Genomic DNA, 16,343 nt, shown 5'->3' with positions numbered 1-16,343 from the left:
AGTTCCGTTGAACGGAAACGCTACGACCCGGCACAGCAACGTCGCGTTGCTGTCGGTCACCAGCACCATGGCCGACCGGGTCACCACCTCCGAGAGCATCGACGAGAAGCTCGCCCCCGTGCTCAAGCGCCTCAAGCTGCCGACGGGTCTGCTGCAGCGCGTCGCCGGCGTGTACGAGCGCCGCAACTGGAGCACCGGGCAGAGCTTCGACTCGGCGGCGATCGACGCGGGCAAACGCGCGATGGCCGAGGCCGGCATCCGCCCCGACCAGGTCGGCCTGCTGATCAACACGTCGGTCACGCGCCCCCACCTCGAGCCCTCGGTCGCGGTCCGCCTGCACCACGGCCTCGGCCTGCCCTCGTCGGCGACCAACTTCGACATCGCCAACGCCTGCCTCGGCTTCGTCAACGGCATGACCCTCGCCGCGCAGCTGATCGACGCCGGCCAGATCGACTACGCCGTCATCATCGACGGCGAGGACGCCGACGACGTCCAGGTCAACACGATCGACCGTCTGCTCACCAAGGGCTACGGCCGCGACGACTTCATGAGCGAGTTCGCCAGCCTCACCCTCGGCTCGGGGGCCGCCGCCGCCGTGATCGGCCGTGCAGACCTGCACCCCGAGGGCCACCGCATCGTCGGCGGCGTCACCCGTGCCGCCACCGAGAACTACGACCTGTGCGTCGGCAGCGTCGACGGCATGTTCACCGATGCCAAGGCCCTGCTCAAGCGCGGCATGGAACTCGTCGTCTCGGCCTGGAAAGAAGCCAAGCGCGACTGGAACTGGCAGCGCATGGACCGCTACATCATGCACCAGGTCAGCGACGTGCACACCGGCGCCTTCGTCAAGGCCGCCGGCATCGACAAGAAGCTCGTCCCGCTCACCTACCCGACCCTCGGCAACGTCGGCCCGGCGTCGATCCCGATCACCCTGGTCGAAGAGAGCAAGACCCTCAGCAAGGGCGACCGCGTGCTGCTGATGGGCGTCGGCTCGGGCATCAACACCGCGATGATGGAACTCGCCTGGTGAGTCGGCTCCCGCGGTCCGCCTCCGCCACGGCGCCGGCGTCACGTCCCCCCGCGGGTCTCGACGGGCTCGACCCGTCGTGGTCGCGTCTCGTCGACGTGCCGTACGGGCTCGGGGCACACCGCGCCTCCCGCACCTGGCACGTCCTCGACAACGCCGAGGCGCTGGCCACCGTCGGTGCCGAGCCGGTCGGCACCATCCTCTGCGTGCACGGCAACCCGACCTGGTCGTACCTCTGGCGCCGCCTCGTCGCCCGCACGGTCGAGACGGCCGCCGCCGGGGGGCCCGCCTGGCGCGTCGTCGCGGTCGACCAGCTCGACATGGGCTTCTCCGAGCGCACGGGCTCGCCGCAGACGCTGGCCCGCCGCGTCGCCGACCTGGGCGACCTGACCGACGCCCTCGAGGTCACCGGGCCCGTCGTCACCCTCGGCCACGACTGGGGCGGCGTCGTCTCGATGGGCTGGGCCGTCGACCACCCCGACCAGCTCGCCGGGCTCATGCTGCTCAACACCGCGATCCACCAGCCCGAGGGCGAGAAGATCCCGGCTCCCCTGCGCCTCACCCTGGCCCGCGGCGTGCTGGGCCGGGCGACCGTCGGCACGACCGGCTTCCTCGACGTGACCCTCGGTCTCGCCCACCCGCCGCTCTCGCCCCAGGTGAAGGACGGCTTCCGGGCTCCGTACCGCCAGGCCGACCGCCGCGGTGGCATCGGCGGCTTCGTGGCCGACATCCCGGTCGACGCCGAGCACGTCAGCAGCCCAGAGCTCGACCGCATCGCCGAGGGCCTGCGCGAGCTCACCGTGCCGGCCCTGATGCTCTGGGGCCCGCGCGACCCGATCTTCTCCGACCGGTACCTCGACGACCTGGTCGACCGTCTGCCGCACGCGGACGTGCACCGCTTCGAAGGCGCCGGCCACCTCGTCGCCGAGGACGTCGACTACGCCGGGGCCGTGCTCACCTGGCTAGGCGACCGGCTGCCCGACGGCGCAGCAGCCGTCGACGCCCCGGCCGGAGCCGCCGCCGTCGCCGCCGAGGAGGCGCGGGTCGCCTCCCCGCAGGACCGCCCGCTCTGGTCGTACCTCGACTCCCTGGCCGACAGCGAGGCCACCGCGCTCGTCGAGATGGCCCCCGCGGGTGCCGACGGCCCGCGTTCGGTCAGCTGGAGCCTGCTCGCCCGTCGCGTCCACGAGATCGCCCTCGGTCTGCGCCGGCACGGCGTGCGTCCCGGCGACCGCGTCTCGCTGCTCGTGCAGCCCGGTGCCGACCTGACCGCCGTGCTCTACGCCTGCGTCCGTCTCGGTGCCGTCGTCGTCGTGGCCGACGCCGGGCTCGGCGTGCGCGGCCTGACCCGCGCCGTCCGGGGCGCCTGGCCCGACCACGTGATCGGCCAGCTGCCGGGGCTCACGGCGGCGACCGCCCTCGGCTGGCCGGGCCGCAAGATCTCGACGACGACGTTGTCGCCCGTGGCCGCTCGAATGCTCGGCGTCGAGGCGTCGCTGCCCGAGATCGCCGCCCTCGGCCGCCGCGCCCACGGCGCCCTCGCCGAACTGTCCGACGCCCCCACGGCCGACGCCGAGGCCGCGATCCTGTTCACCTCGGGCTCGACCGGCCCCGCGAAGGGCGTCGTCTACCGGCACGGCCAGCTGACCGCCCTGCGCGACGCCCTGGCCGCGCAGTACGGCGTCGGTCCGGGCACCGGCCTGGTGGCCGGCTTCGCCCCGTTCGCCCTGCTCGGCCCCGCCCTCGGGGCGACGAGCGTCACGCCCGACATGGACGTCACGAAGCCGCGCACCCTCACCGCCCGTGCCGTCGCGGCCGCCACGTCGGCGGTGGACGCCACCGTGGTGTTCCTCTCCCCCGCCGCGCTCACCAACGTCGTCGCGACGTCGGACGAGCTCGACGCCGCCGACCACCGCGCCCTGGCCGGCGTCGAGACGTTCCTGTCGGCGGGTGCGCCCGTCTCCGAGACGCTGTTGGCCGCGGCCGGCGACCTCATGCCGAACGCGACGCCCCACACGCCCTACGGCATGACCGAGGGCCTGCTGATGACCGACGTCACGCTCGAGGGCGTGCGCTCCGCGGCGGCCGACCGGTCGGCCGCCGTCGCCGCGGGCGCGCCAGACGCCGGCGGTGTCTGCGTCGGGCTGCCCGGCGCGACCACGACGGTGCGGATCGCTCCGCTCGACGACGCGGGCCGCGCCTCCTCGGCGTTCACCGACGACGCGGGCGTGACCGGCGAGATCGTCGTCTCGGCGCCCCACGTCGAGGACCACTACGACCGTCTCTGGCTGACGCACCGCATCAGCCGCCTGGGCTCGACCGCCGAGACCCGCTGGCACCGCACCGGTGACGTCGGGCACCTCGACGCGCAGGGTCGACTCTGGGTCGAGGGCCGTCTGCCCCACGTGATCACGACGGAGACCGGCGTACTGACGCCGGTCGCGTCCGAACAGGCCGTGGAGGCGCGGGCCGGCATCGCCCGCGCCGCCGTCGTCGGCATCGGCCCGGCCGGCACGCAGCAGGTCGTCGTCGTGGCCGAGACCATCCCCCCGGCTCGTCACCCGGGGCTGGCGTCCGCGGCCCTGGCGGCCTCGGTCCGCTCGGCCGTGAAGTCGGCGTCGGGTCGGCCCGTGGCCGCGGTGCTCGTCGTGCCGCAGCTGCCGACCGACGTGCGACACAACAGCAAGATCGACCGCACCGGCCTCGCCGCGTGGGCGACGTCGGTGCTCTCCGGCGGTCGGATGCGCCGCCCGTGAGGGTGCTGGTCACCGGGGCGAGCGGCCTGCTCGGCGGCGCCGTCGCCCGGGCCGTCGCCGATGCCGGGCACGAGGTCACCACCTTCCAACGTCGGGCCTCGGGCGTGGCCGACGCCCGCGACGTGCTCGGGTCGATGACGAACCCGCGAGCCGTCGCCGCCGCCGTCCGCGACCAGGACGCCGTCGTCCACCTCGCCGCGAAGGTGTCGCTCACGGGTGACGCCGCCGAGTTCGAGGCCGTCAACGTCGGGGGCACGCGCTCCCTCGTCGAGGCGATGCGCGCCTCCTCGGTGTCGCGGCTGGTCTTCGTCTCGTCGCCGTCCGTGGCGCACGCCGGATCGTCGATCGTCGGCGACGACGCCCTGCCCGCCTCGCCCGGCCATGCCCGCGGGGACTACGCCCGCACCAAGGCCGCGGCCGAGCGCGTCGCCCTCGGGGCGGCCGACGCCGACCTGCGCGTCGTGGCCGTCCGCCCGCACCTCGTCTGGGGCCCGGGCGACACCCAACTCGTCGAGCGCATCGTCGACCGTGCCCGCTCCGGGCGCCTGCCGCTGCTCGATCACGGCGCCGCCCTGATCGATTCCACCTACGTGGACAACGCGGCGTCCGGCATCGCCGCGGCCCTCGAGCGCGTGGACGAGGTCAGCGGCAAGTCGTACGTGATCACCAACGGCGAGCCCCGCACCGTCGCCGACCTGATGGCCGGGATCTGCGCGGCCGCCGGGGTGCCCGCCCCTCGGCTGCGGGTGCCGGCCGGGGTCGCCCGTGCCGCGGGTTCACTGGTCGAGCGCGTCTGGGCCGTGCGACCGGGCACCGACGAACCACCCATGACGAGGTTCCTCGCCGAGCAGCTGTCCACCGCGCACTGGTTCGACCAGCGGCGCACGCAGCACGACCTCCGCTGGACGCCCGCGGTGAGCGTCGACGAGGGTCTGCGCCGGCTCGCCGCCTGGTACGCCGCCGGGCAGCCCGCCGTCTGAGCGGCGGCCACCCCGGACCACCCTCGAATCGGCGGGTTCCCGTCGTGCCCGGCAGGTCGACGATCACCCGCCACGAATGACGCGAACCCGCCGACTCCCGAGGGGGTCGGCGGGTTCGGACGTCTGCGTGCGCCGGCAGGGTCAGATGACGGAGGCGCTCCACGCGTCGGGGTTGCCGAAGCGGTGCGCTGTGATCGCGACGGCCTGCTCGCGCAGGAACGGTAGCAGCTCGAGGCGCCCGGTCGGCATGACGGCAGCCGCGAACACGGCCACCGACGGGTCGCCGCCCAGGGCGTCCGCTAGGGCCGAGGAGGCGCCGGTCACGTCGCCCGCGTCCGTCACCAACCGCACGCGCTCGGTCGACAGGCGCCCCGCACGCACCCGGCCGTGCCAGGCGGCGTCGTCCTCGTGCACGACGTCGGAGGCCGCGAGGCCGAGCGCCCGGACGAGGGCGCCGGGCAGCTCGACCGACGACGACACCGTGAGCGGCGCACCCGAGCGCAGGCCGGCGAGCAGCACGCGGACCACGTCGGCCGGGGCGGCCCCGTCGGCGGCGCGGATGGTGACGGGCAGCGGGCGGTAGCGCAGCAGGTCGCGCTCGAGGCCGAGGTCGCTGACGTCACGGGCGACGCCGAACTCGGTCGTCCAGAAGTGCTCGTCGCTGGCGGCGGCGGCCCGCAGGTCATCGGAGGCCGACGCAGCCGACGCCCCGAGCAACGGCGACGCGGCCTCGAGGGCGGCCAGGGCCTCACGACCCGGGCGCGCCTCCTGCGGTTCGGTCAGCGTCGTCGGCTGCCACGAGCCGAGGTGCACGAGGTAGTTCGGTCCACCCGCTTTGGCGCCGGCGCCGACCGAGGACTTCTTCCAGCCGCCGAACGGCTGTCGCCGCACGATCGCCCCGGTGATGCCGCGGTTGACGTAGAGGTTGCCCGCCTCGACGCGGTCGAGCCAGGTGGACAGCTCGGCGGGGTCGAGGGTGTGCAGGCCCGCGGTCAGGCCGTAGTCGGTCGCGTTCTGCAGCTCGATCGCCTCGTCGAGGGTCTTCGCCGTCATGATGCCGAGCACCGGGCCGAAGTACTCGGTGAGGTGGAACTCGCTGCCCGCGGCGACGCCGGCGCGCACGCCGGGCGACCAGAGGCGTCCGGTGTCGTCGAGTCGCTTCGGCTCGACCAGCCAGCTCTCGCCCGTGCCGAGGGTGGTGAGGGCCCGCTCGAGCTTGCCGTGGGCCGGCTCGACGATCGGGCCCATCTGCGTCGTGGGGTCGGAGGGCAGGCCGACGCGCAGGGTCGACGCGGCGTCGACGAGCTGGCGGCGGAAGCGCTCGGAGGTGGCGACCGAGCCGACGAGGATCACCAGGCTCGCCGCCGAGCACTTCTGGCCCGCGTGGCCGAACGCCGACTTGATGACGTCGGACGCGGCCAGGTCGAGGTCGGCGCTCGGGGTGACGATGATGGCGTTCTTGCCGCTGGTCTCGGCGAGCAGGGGCAGGTCGGTGCGCCAGCTGGTGAACAGCGCGGCCGTCTCGAAGGCGCCGGTGAGGATGACGCGGTCGACCGACGGGTGCGACACGAGGTGACGACCGAGGTCGCCCTCGTCCACGTCGACCAGCTTGAGCACCTCGCGGGGCACGCCGGCGTCCCAGAGGGCCTGGACCATCACGGCACCGCTGCGCTTGGCCTGACCGGCCGGCTTGATCACGACGCTGCTGCCCGCGGCGAGCGCGGCGAGGGTCGAGCCGGCCGGGATCGCCAGCGGGAAGTTCCAGGGCGGCGTGATGAGGGTGAGTCGCTCGGGGACGAACGTCGCGCCGTCGACCCGGTCGAGTTCTTCGGCGAGGTGGGCGTACCAGTTGGCGAAGTCGATGGCCTCGCTGACCTCGACGTCGCCCTCGGCGACGGTCTTGCCGGTCTCGCTCGCGGCGACCTCCATCAGGTCGGCACGGCGCGCCGACAGCGTGGCCGCGGCCTCGCGCAGGACCGCGGCCCGACCCGCGCCTCCGCGAGCCGCCCAGTCGGCGGACGCCGCGACGGCCTCGGCGACGATCGCGTCGAGGGTGGCCTCGTCGGTCACCCGGGCGGACTCGATCAGCTCGACGCCCAGGCGCGAGTCGGCCGAGCGGGCGGCGATCTCGCGACCCCAGGCGCGGTTGTCGGCCAGGGCGGGGTCGGTGTCGGGCTCGTTGTCGAAGCCGCTGCCGGCCTCTCGGGGCTGCAACGCCTGAGCTGCGTCGAGGCGGCTCTGCACGCGGTGCGGCGCCGGGGTGTCGCCGTCGACCTCGGCGAGCGAGGCGAGGAACCGGCCCTTCTCGCGCTCGAACATGGCCTCGTTCGAGGCGAGCTCGAAGACGGCGGACATGAAGTTCTCGCTCGAGGCGTTCTCTTCGAGGCGGCGGATCAGGTAGCTGATGGCGACGTCGAACTCACGGGGGTGCACGACGGGCGTGTAGAGCAGCAGACCCCCGACGTCGGCCTTGACCAGTTCGGCCTGTCCCTCGGCCATGCCGAGCAGCATCTCGAACTCGACCCGGTCGCTCACGCCACGGGCCTCGGCCAGCAGGTGGGCGAAGGCGATGTCGAACAGGTTGTGGCCGGCGACGCCGACCCGGACGGAACGGGTGCGCTCGGGCGTGAAGGCCCAGGTGAGCACGCGCTTGTAGTTCGTGTCGCTGTCCTGCTTGGTGCCGTAGGTCGCGAGCGGCCACTCGTGCACGGTCGCGTCGACGGTCTCCATCGCGAGGTTCGCCCCCTTGACGATGCGCACCTTGATCGCGGCCCCGCCGGCGTCGACCCGCTCGGTCGCCCACGTGGTGAGGTGCTGCAGGGCGCCCAGGGCGTCGGGCAGGTAGGTCTGCAGGACGATGCCGGCCTCGAGGCCCTTCAGCTGCGGCTGGTCGAGGAGGCGCGTGAAGACGGCGATCGTCAGGTCGAGGTCGCGGTACTCCTCCATGTCGAGGTTGATGAACTTCGGCTTCGGCGACCGGGCGGCGAGCTCGTACAGGGGGGTGAGCTTCTCGACGACGCGCTCGACGGTCTCGTCGAAGGCCCACATCGAGAGCTGGCTGACGATGGACGAGACCTTGATCGAGACGTAGTCGACGTCGTCGCGGGCGAGCAGCGCCCGGGTGCCGGCGAGGCGGTGCTCGGCCTCGGCGTCGCCGAGTACGGCCTCGCCGAGCAGGTTGAGGTTCAGCCGCGTCCTGTCTTTCTTGATGTTCGCGATCGCGGCACCGAGCTTGGCGGGGCGGGCGTCGGCGACGAGGTGGCCGACCATGCCGCGCAGGACGCGACGGGCGATCGGCACGACCACGCCCGGCAGCACGGGCGCCATGACGCCGCCGAGGCGCACGGCGGAGCGCATGTGCCACGGCAGGAAGGCCGGTGCCTGCTTGGCCAGGGTCGAAAGGTTGCGGGCGGCGACGCCGAGGTCTTCGGGGCGGACGACCCGGTCGACGAAGCCGATCGTGAAGGCGAGTCCGGACTCGTCCTTGAGGACCTGGGCCAGCAGATGGGCCGAGCCGGTGCTCGGGGCGCCGGACGCCTCGTGCGCCCAGCGGCGGGCGAGGGCGACGGCGTCGTCGCCGATGCCGACGGGCAGGAGCTGTTCAGCGGTGGACGGCCCCGCCGTCTCGTCGATGGTGGTCATGGGATGAATGTAGGGCGGAACTTGCCACCTGGCAAGGTTTGACACGAGACCGTAACGTGCGCCGCGCCTCCTTCTCCACAGGGGGCCGATCGGCACTGGCGGCGGAGGCCGGACAGCGCTACCTTGGGCGCGTTCAGGCGGTGCACAGCGGCCGCCAAGACCGACCCGTCTGCGGATGGACGGGCCCCACGCACCGGGAGCACCCATGGCGATGATCGAGGCACGCGGCCTCACGAAGACCTACCGGTCGAAGTCGGGCCCGGTCCACGCCCTGACCGGGCTCGACCTGATCGTGCCCGAGGGCACCGTCAAGGCGCTGCTCGGGCCGAACGGCGCGGGCAAGACGACGGGCGTCAAGATGCTCACCACGCTCGAACGGCCGGACTCCGGCACGGCCACGATCGCCGGGCTCGACGTCGTCGCCGACGCCCAGGCCGTGCGCCGCTCGATCGGCGTCTCGGGGCAGTACGCCGCGGTCGACGAGAACCTCACCGGCTTCGAGAACCTCGACATGATCGGGCGGCTGTACCACCTGGGCAGCCGCGTCAGTCGAGACCGTGCCCGCGAGCTGATCGACGTCTTCGACCTGGCCGCCGCGGGCGACCGCCCGGTCAAGGGCTTCTCGGGCGGCATGCGACGACGCATCGACCTCGCCGGGGCGCTCGTGACGAACCCCCGCGTGCTGTTCCTCGACGAGCCGACGACGGGCCTCGACCCGCGCAGCCGCCTCGCGCTGTGGGACATCATCACCGGGCTCGTCGACGGTGGCACGACGGTGCTGCTGACCACCCAGTACCTCGAGGAGGCCGACCGGCTGGCCGACGACATCTCGGTCATCGACGGCGGGGCCGTCATCGCCGAGGGCACGGCCGACCAGCTCAAGGCCCAGGTCGGCGGGCACCGGCTCGTCGTCGCCCTCGTCGACGAGGCGCGGGCCGACCAGGCGGTCGAGGTGCTCCGGCGCCACGGCGACTCCGAGCCGGCCGTCGGGGCCGACGGCCGTCAACTCGAGGTCGCGGTCACCGACGGCCCGACCGCCCTGCAACGGACGCTCGCCGACCTCGGTGCGGCCGGCATCGAGCTGCACGACGCCGGCATGCGACGCCCCACCCTCGACGACGTCTTCCTGCAGCTCACCGGCCACCGCGCGGCAGACGACCACGCGGCAGACGACCACGACTCCCCCGACGACGACCCGACCGGCGGTCGGGGTCGCGGTCGGCGCGGTGCGAAGAAGAGAGAGACACGGGCATGACCACCATCGGAACCCCCTCCGCCCTCGCGCAGACGCTCGTCCCGTCGACCGACACGGGCGTCGGCACCTGGGCCTCGGACGGCTGGACCGTCACCAAGCGCAACCTGATCAAGGTCAAGCGCTCGCCCGACATGCTCATCTTCGCCGTGCTGCAGCCGATCATGTTCGTCCTGCTCTTCAGCCAGGTCTACGGCGGCGCCATCGCCGTCCAGGGCACCGACTACACGCAGTTCCTGATGGCGGGCATCTTCGCGCAGACCGTGGTCTTCGGCTCGACCTTCTCGGGTGCCGCGATGGCCCAAGACCTGAAAGAGGGCATCATCGACCGGTTCCGCACCCTGCCGATGAGCCCGTCGGCCGTGCTGATCGGTCGCACGAACAGCGACCTTGCGCTCAACACGATCTCGATGGTCATCATGATGCTCACCGGCCTCGCGGTCGGCTGGCGGGTGAACGCGTCACCGGCATCATTCGTGGGCGGGGTCGCCCTGCTGCTGCTGTTCAGCTACTCGTTCAGCTGGGTGATGGCCCTGCTCGGCATGAGCGTCAAGACGCCCGAGACGATCAACAACGCGTCGTTCATGATCCTGTTCCCGTTGACGTTCGTCTCGAACGCGTTCGTGCCGAGCGACACGCTGCCCACGGCGCTCCGCGTCTTCGCCGAGTGGAACCCGGTGTCGTCGCTCGTCCAGGCGGCCCGCACCTCGTTCGGCAACCTGGGCGCCACCCCGGTGCCCGACATCTGGACGATGCAGCACCCCTACGCCACCGTCCTGCTCGGCATCGCTGTGATGCTCGTGGTCTTCGTGCCGCTGTGCATCCGCAAGTTCCAGCGCATCAGCGCGAAGTAGCGGGCGCCGGCCACCGGCCACCGGCCACCGAGCGTCCACCGAGGAGGCGCGGGTCAGCCCGTGTGCCCAGCCGCCTCGCGCACGGCGGCGTCGAGTTCGCTCGTCGGCACCGTGAGGACGCTCCCGATCACGAGGCGCATCAGGGCGGGGACGTCCACGGCGTCGCGCTCGTACAACCACTGCAGCTGCAGCCCGTCCTGGACGGCGAGCACGACGCGGGCGGCCGACTCGGCGGTGTAGCCGTCGCGCAACCAGCCGCGAGCCTGCGCGAGCCCGAGGTAAGCCGAGGTCGACGAGACGATGCGCTCGTAGTAGTCGGCGTAGTACTGGTGCGCCGGGTGGTCGGGTGAGGTGGCCTCGGCCGACGCCGTGATGAACAGCGAGATGACGACGGGCACGTCGACGTTGTACTCGGCGAGCGCGACGAGCTCGTCGACCCTCATGCCCCCGTCGTCGTCGAAGTGGCGTCGCAGTCGTTCGTCGCGCCGACGGAGCACGGCCATCAGCAGCTCGTCCTTCGTCGGGAAGTAGTGCATCAGCGACTGGTGCGAGACGCCGCACCGGCGCGCGATCTCGCGCAGGGTGGCGCCGTGGAACCCGACCTTGCCGAACACCGGCAGGGCGGCGTCGAGGATCGCCTCGCGCTTGGCGATGCCCTTGCGGTACCGACCGGGTTCGCGCACCACGCCGACCGGCGGGACGTCGGTGACGTCGGCGCGGGTCGTGTCGGGCTCGGAGGCGGGGGCGTCCATCGGGGCCAGCCTAGGTCGTCCCCGCGCGGATGACGACGCCTCAGGACGAGGCGTCCGCACACGGTGCGTCGGCATAGAGTTCAGCGGTGCCGTGGTCGCTGCTGAGAACGCCTGCCTTCCGGGCCCTCTGGGTCGGGCGCCTGTTCTCGTGGGTGGGCAGCGGCTTCGCGCCCCTCGCCATCGTCTTCGCGGCCATCGACCTGGGGGCCGACGCCGTCGACCTCGGGCTCGTGGTCGTCGCGCGGTCGGTGCCCAACATCGCCCTGGTGCTGGTCGGCGGGGCCCTCGCGGACCGGTTCTCCAAGCGCACCGTCGCGATGGCCTCGTCGTGGCTGTCGGCGGCGTCGCTCGTCGTGGCGGCCACCCTCATGCTGACGCAGACCGAGACGTTGCCCACCCTCGCGGCGGTCGGCGCGGTGAACGGCGCCGCGGCCGCCTTCTTCGGCCCCGCGACGAGCGCCCTGCTGCGCGAGACCGTGCCCGACGACCGCCTCCGGGACGCGACGGTGCTCAGCCGCGTCGGCATGAACGTCGGATTGGTGATCGGCACGGCGGTGGGCGGCGCCGTGGTCGCGACCGCCGGGTCGGGCGTGGCCCTGGCCGTCGGGGCGGTCGTCTTCGCGGTCGCGGCAGTCGTGTTCGTGGTGCTGCCTCGGGACGGCGCCCGCGCCTCCGGAGGGACGTCGGTGCTCGAGGACCTCGGCAGCGGGCTCGGCTTCGTCTGGCGCACGCGCTGGCTGGTCGCCACCGCGGCGCTGGCGTTCACGTTCCAGTTCGCCTTCGCCGGCGGGGTCCAGGTGGTGGGCCCGCTCGTGGCCGACCAGTCGTTCGGTCGCCTGCTCTGGGGGTTCGCGGGGGCCCTGCAGACCCTCGGCCTGATCGTCGGGGCGTACTGGGCCGGTGCGCTACGCGGACGGCTCCGGCTCTGGGCGGCCTGCCTCGGAGCCGCGGCGCTCGCCCTGCCGCTCGTGTTGCTGTCGTTCGCCTACGGCACCGACCCGGTCGTGTTCGACCCGCTGCACTGGTTCTTCTGGATCAGCCTCGGCCTCTTCGCCGCCAGCGTCGGGCTCGAGGTCTTCACGGTGCCGCTCGACGTGGTCGTCCAACGGCAGGTGCCGGGGGCCTACCTGGGTCGCGTCTTCTCGTGCCTGACGTTGGCCTCCTTGGCCGGCGTGCCCGTCGGCGAGGTCGTCGTCGGACCGCTCACCGAACTCGTCGGCACGCCGGCGACGCTCGCCGTCCTGGCCGGCCTCGTGGTCGCCGTCGCGGTGGCCGTGTCGCTCAGCTCACGGGTGCGACGGGTCGACGCCGGCCAGGAGGCGCGGGTCAGCTGAAGTCGCCGCGCTCGATCGCCTCGGCGTACTTGCGGACGTCCGGGCCGGGCTCGTAGTCGATGAAGCGGTCCTTGACGGCGTCGTTGATCGCCTTGAAGGACTCCTCCCACGACTCGCCCGAGTGGGCGGCGGCGGCGTCGCGGACGGCGTCGCGCAGCACGTTGTCGGCGTCGGTCAGGATCTTGTCGCGGGCTTCGTCGTTCCAGCGCACGTCGTTCAGGTCGGCCATGGTGTTCTCCTCGTGGGGTGGGGCGGTGGTGGGTGGGGTGCTGCTGCTACTTCTTCTTCGGGCTCAACGACGAGCCCTTGTGGGCGGCCTTCGCCCCGCTCTTGTCGCTCTCGACGACGAAGTACGGCTCGTCGTCCGAGGCCTTGAACTTCTGCCCGTCGAGCTGGAACTCCTTCACGCGCTTCTCCACGACCGTGCCGTGGGTCTCGCCCTGGGGGGTGTTCCAGGTGACGTGGTCTCCCTTGCTGAACGACATCGCGCCTCCTTGGTGTGTCGATCCGACCGTCGGCGTCCGGTGCCGCGCGGTGGTGGCGTGGACGGTACCCCGCCCGCGCCGACCCGCCACCCAGCGTCACGGGGTACACGGTGCGGCGATCTCCGGTCGGGCGGCGGCCCGGCCCGCTCAGACCGAGAAGCCGCCGTCGGCCTTGAGCAGTTGGCCCGAGATCCAGCGACCCTCGGGCGACAGCAGGAAGCGCACGACCCGTCCGATGTCGGCGGGCGTCCCGAGACGACCGGTCGGCTGACGCTCGATGCCGCTGGCGCGGATGGCGTCGTCCATCCACCCCGTGTCGATCGGGCCGGGGTTCAGCACGTTCGACGAGACGCCCAGGTGCCCGAGCTCACGCGCTGCCGCGACGACGAGCCGGTCGAGGGCGCCCTTGCTCGACCCGTAGGGCAGGTTGTGGACGACGTGGTCGCTGGTGAGGGCGACGATGCGCGCCCCGTCGTCGAGCCGGTCGGCCGGGGGCAACTGCTCGGCGAATGCCTTGATCGCGAGCCATGCCGCCCGCACGTTGACCGCGTAGTGCGCGTCCCAGCTCTCGAGCGTCGTGTCGAGGATCGACGAGTCGACGCTGTGCGAGTGCGACAGCACGAGTGCCGTCACGGGGCCCAGGTCGTCGTTCACCGCCCCGAGGAGGCGCGCGGGAGTCCCCGGGTCCGCCAGATCCGCCGGGTACACGGCCACGCGCGCACCCGTGGCCTCGAGCTCGCCGACGAGCGAGCCCACGTCGACGGCCTTGAGGCCCCAGGGCATGGCGGCGTCGTAACCGTCCCAGGTGGTCAGTGCGAGGTCCCAGCCGTCGCCGGCGAGCTCATGGGCGATGCCGTTCGCGATCGAGTTCGTGCGGCCGGCACCGGTGAGCAGACAGATCTTCTTCGACATGCGGGTCTCCTTCGACATCCGCTCAGTTTGTCAGACCTGTCGGAGGCGGAGGGGTCGGCGCGAGAGGGGTCAGCGCCCTCGGCGGGGTCGGCTGCGGCCCGTGCCGCGCTGCGGCCCACGGCCCTTCGGCGGGGTGCGCTTCGGCTTCGCCCCGCGCGGGTCGGGAGCCGACCCCTTGCGGGCCGCGGCCTCCTGCTCGGGTTCGTCGCGCCTCCTCGATCGCGAGCTGCGGGCCGTGCGGCCCCGCACGACCCCGATGAAGTCGTCGAGGTCGTCGGTGAGCTCGCCCTCGGGCCAGACCAACGCGATCGTGGTCGGCGACAGGTCGGCGACGTAGCGGTAGGTCACCTCTTTGCGAGCGTGCAGCCGGGCGAGCGACTGCGGCATGACGGCGACGCCGGCCCCGGTCGCGACGACGGCGACGGCATCGGCGAGCGAGAGGGACGGGTCGAGGTCGTGCCGGTGCTCGTCGGCGAACGCGGCGGCCTCGACCTCGTCCTCGACGCCGGCCGCGGCGACGGCGTGGTCCTTCGGCACGACGACGACGGCCCGTTCGTCGTAGAGGCGGATGACCGACAACCCCTCGACCTCGATCGGCAGGCGGGCCAGGACCATGTCGACCCGGTCGTCACCCCGGGCGTCGTCGAGGGCGGGCACCGCGTCGGCGTCGGCGAGCGGCACGAAGGTCAGCGGAGTCTCGGGGCGGCGTTCCTCCCACAGCCTCGACCACTTCGACAGGGTCACGCCGGGGACGACCCCGATGCGGAACGGGGCGCGGGTCGGCTCGGTCGTCATGGGTCGAGGGTATCGGCCCGGTACCCTGGGCAGATGACCTCCGACGCGCCGTCCGGCAAGCAGCCGCAGACCCTCAAGCCCTTCACGGCCGCCAAGAAGCTCGGGGTGTACCTGCCGGCCACGCCCGCCGAGTTCCAGGCCGCCCCCGTCACGCGCGAGGCCTTCGCCGAGCTCAGCACGAACCCGCCCGAGTGGCTGTCCGAGCTGCGCCGCACCGGCCCCCACCCGCGGCCCGTCGTCGCCCAGAAGCTCGGCATCTCGACCTCGGGCCTCGCCCGGGCCGGCGTCGACGACGTCATGACGACCGACGAGATCCACGCCCTGCTCGACGAGATGCCCGACTGGCTGCGCACCGAACGCGGCATCCACGCCGACGTGCGCGAAGAAGAACTGCGCGTCAAAGAGCGCAACGCCGGCCGCGAGGTCCTCCGCAAAGAGCGCGAGGCGAAAGAAGCCGCCGAAGGGCACTGACCCCCGCCCTGCGCTACCGTCGGCGACATGTCCTTCAACGACGACGCGCGCCTCGACGGCAGCAAGGTCAAGCGGCGCGGTCGCGGTCGCACGGTGGGTGTCGCCGGCGGCGGCATCGGCATCGTCGGCCTGATCGCCGTCTTCCTCATCAGCCAGGCCACCGGCGTCGACGTGTCGGGGCTGCTCGGCGGCGGCATGGCCGGCGGCGGCGCCCAGCCGGTCAGCGAAGGCGACCTGTCGTCCGAGTGCACCACCGGCGCGCAGGCCAACGACAGCGTCGACTGCCGCATGGTCGGCGCGGCCGACTCGCTCGACGCGTACTGGGCCGCCGAAGCCCCGGCCCTCGGCGTCACCGACTACCGCACACCCGACTTCTTCCTCTTCAGCGGTTCGACCGACACCGGCTGCGGCGGGGCGACGAGTGCCACGGGCCCGTTCTACTGCCCGCCCGACGAGGCCCTGTTCGTCGACACCGACTTCTTCGAGCAGCTGCGGTCGCAGTTCGGCGCCAGCGGCGGCCCCCTCGCCCAGATGTACGTCGTCGGCCACGAGTGGGGCCACCACGTCCAGCAGCTGACCGGTGCCTTCGACCGTGCCGACCGCAGTGGCACGGGGCCGGGCTCCGACACCATCCGTCTCGAGGTGCAGGCCGACTGCTACGCCGGGGCCTGGGTCGGCGCGGCCTCCACCGTGCAGGACACGAACGGCACCACGTTCCTCGAGCCCGTGACCGACCAGCAGGTCGCCGACGCGCTCGACGCGGCGGCCGCGGTGGGCGACGACCGCATCCAGTCCGCCAGCGGCGGCCAGGTCGATCCCGACACCTGGACGCACGGCTCGGCCGAGCAGCGCCAGAGGTGGTTCGAGACCGGCCGGAGCCAGGGCGCGACGGCCTGCGACACGTTCTCGGTGCCGACCGACCAGCTCTGACGGCGAGGCCGATCCGCGCCTCCTGACCGGCGACACCGCCGCCGCCGGCACGGCGCATCCAGGCAACTCGAAGCGAGCCCGCCGGACGACGACGACCTCGAGGGCGCACAATTCACTCACCCTCGCGACGGCACAGGCGCCGCCGCGACGACA

The 16,343-nt window shown here is 72.9% G+C and carries 14 protein-coding genes; 8 read left to right on the top strand and 6 right to left on the bottom strand.

The window, feature by feature from the left end:
- Window positions 1–7 precede the first annotated feature (7 nt).
- From SJY14_RS04905 to SJY14_RS04895, 3 genes are read left to right on the top strand one after another with little or no spacing between them, the layout of a single operon-like run.
- The gene (locus SJY14_RS04905) at window positions 8–1,030 is read left to right on the top strand and encodes a 3-oxoacyl-ACP synthase III (RefSeq protein ID WP_071256414.1); all 1,023 of its coding nucleotides are present in this window, start codon (window positions 8–10) and stop codon (window positions 1,028–1,030) included.
- Entirely contained in the window at window positions 1,027–3,783 is a 2,757-nt protein-coding gene (locus SJY14_RS04900; protein ID WP_396599950.1) for an alpha/beta fold hydrolase, read from the top strand. Before SJY14_RS04905 ends, SJY14_RS04900 begins: the two co-directional genes overlap by 4 nt.
- Window positions 3,780–4,763, top strand: a complete 984-nt coding sequence (locus SJY14_RS04895) for an NAD-dependent epimerase/dehydratase family protein (protein ID WP_396599949.1) — start codon at window positions 3,780–3,782, stop codon at window positions 4,761–4,763. Before SJY14_RS04900 ends, SJY14_RS04895 begins: the two co-directional genes overlap by 4 nt.
- Before the next feature lie 141 nt (window positions 4,764–4,904).
- On the opposite strand, the gene SJY14_RS04890 is transcribed toward SJY14_RS04895, so the two are convergent.
- The gene (locus tag SJY14_RS04890) at window positions 4,905–8,405 is read right to left on the bottom strand and encodes a bifunctional proline dehydrogenase/L-glutamate gamma-semialdehyde dehydrogenase (RefSeq protein ID WP_396599948.1); all 3,501 of its coding nucleotides are present in this window, start codon (window positions 8,403–8,405) and stop codon (window positions 4,905–4,907) included.
- A gap of 205 nt (window positions 8,406–8,610) precedes the next feature.
- Here SJY14_RS04890 and SJY14_RS04885 point away from each other — a divergent pair, with 205 nt between their 5' ends.
- Together SJY14_RS04885 and SJY14_RS04880 are read left to right on the top strand one after the other, a co-directional pair.
- On the top strand, window positions 8,611–9,660 hold the full coding sequence (locus SJY14_RS04885) for an ATP-binding cassette domain-containing protein (RefSeq protein WP_396599947.1): 1,050 nt from the start codon (window positions 8,611–8,613) through the stop codon (window positions 9,658–9,660).
- Window positions 9,657–10,511, top strand: a complete 855-nt coding sequence (locus tag SJY14_RS04880; RefSeq protein ID WP_396599946.1) for an ABC transporter permease — start codon at window positions 9,657–9,659, stop codon at window positions 10,509–10,511. The genes SJY14_RS04885 and SJY14_RS04880 overlap by 4 nt, the downstream gene beginning before the upstream one ends.
- A gap of 53 nt (window positions 10,512–10,564) precedes the next feature.
- Here the strand turns inward: SJY14_RS04880 and SJY14_RS04875 are convergent, their stop codons facing one another.
- Window positions 10,565–11,263, bottom strand: coding sequence for a TetR/AcrR family transcriptional regulator (locus SJY14_RS04875; protein ID WP_396599945.1), 699 nt, complete (start codon window positions 11,261–11,263; stop codon window positions 10,565–10,567).
- A gap of 86 nt (window positions 11,264–11,349) precedes the next feature.
- Here SJY14_RS04875 and SJY14_RS04870 point away from each other — a divergent pair, with 86 nt between their 5' ends.
- Window positions 11,350–12,597: an MFS transporter gene (locus SJY14_RS04870; RefSeq protein ID WP_396599944.1), complete on the top strand. Its 1,248-nt coding sequence runs from the start codon at window positions 11,350–11,352 to the stop codon at window positions 12,595–12,597.
- Here the strand turns inward: SJY14_RS04870 and SJY14_RS04865 are convergent.
- The 4 genes from SJY14_RS04865 to SJY14_RS04850 form a co-directional block, all read right to left on the bottom strand.
- Window positions 12,590–12,826, bottom strand: coding sequence for a hypothetical protein (locus SJY14_RS04865; RefSeq protein ID WP_043597179.1), 237 nt, complete (start codon window positions 12,824–12,826; stop codon window positions 12,590–12,592). The genes SJY14_RS04870 and SJY14_RS04865 overlap by 8 nt on opposite strands.
- Before the next feature lie 46 nt (window positions 12,827–12,872).
- Window positions 12,873–13,082, bottom strand: coding sequence for a DUF2945 domain-containing protein (locus SJY14_RS04860; RefSeq protein WP_054146846.1), 210 nt, complete (start codon window positions 13,080–13,082; stop codon window positions 12,873–12,875).
- 147 nt (window positions 13,083–13,229) lie between these two features.
- Complete coding sequence (locus SJY14_RS04855) at window positions 13,230–14,012, bottom strand: SDR family oxidoreductase (RefSeq protein WP_396599943.1); 783 nt, start codon at window positions 14,010–14,012, stop codon at window positions 13,230–13,232.
- Window positions 14,013–14,063: 51 nt separating this feature from the next.
- The gene (locus SJY14_RS04850; RefSeq protein WP_396599942.1) at window positions 14,064–14,789 is read right to left on the bottom strand and encodes a LysR family transcriptional regulator substrate-binding protein; all 726 of its coding nucleotides are present in this window, start codon (window positions 14,787–14,789) and stop codon (window positions 14,064–14,066) included.
- A gap of 33 nt (window positions 14,790–14,822) precedes the next feature.
- Here SJY14_RS04850 and SJY14_RS04845 point away from each other — a divergent pair, with 33 nt between their 5' ends.
- Entirely contained in the window at window positions 14,823–15,260 is a 438-nt protein-coding gene (locus SJY14_RS04845; protein WP_043597192.1) for a DUF5997 family protein, read from the top strand.
- 27 nt (window positions 15,261–15,287) lie between these two features.
- Entirely contained in the window at window positions 15,288–16,190 is a 903-nt protein-coding gene (locus tag SJY14_RS04840; protein ID WP_071256408.1) for a neutral zinc metallopeptidase, read from the top strand.
- The last annotated feature ends 153 nt before the right edge of the window (window positions 16,191–16,343 follow it).

The organism is Frigoribacterium sp. R86507, assembly GCF_044597695.1.
GTDB lineage: Bacteria > Actinomycetota > Actinomycetes > Actinomycetales > Microbacteriaceae > Frigoribacterium.
The sequence above is the reverse complement of the archived record's forward strand: the minus strand, read 5'-3'. Positions and strand labels throughout refer to the sequence as shown.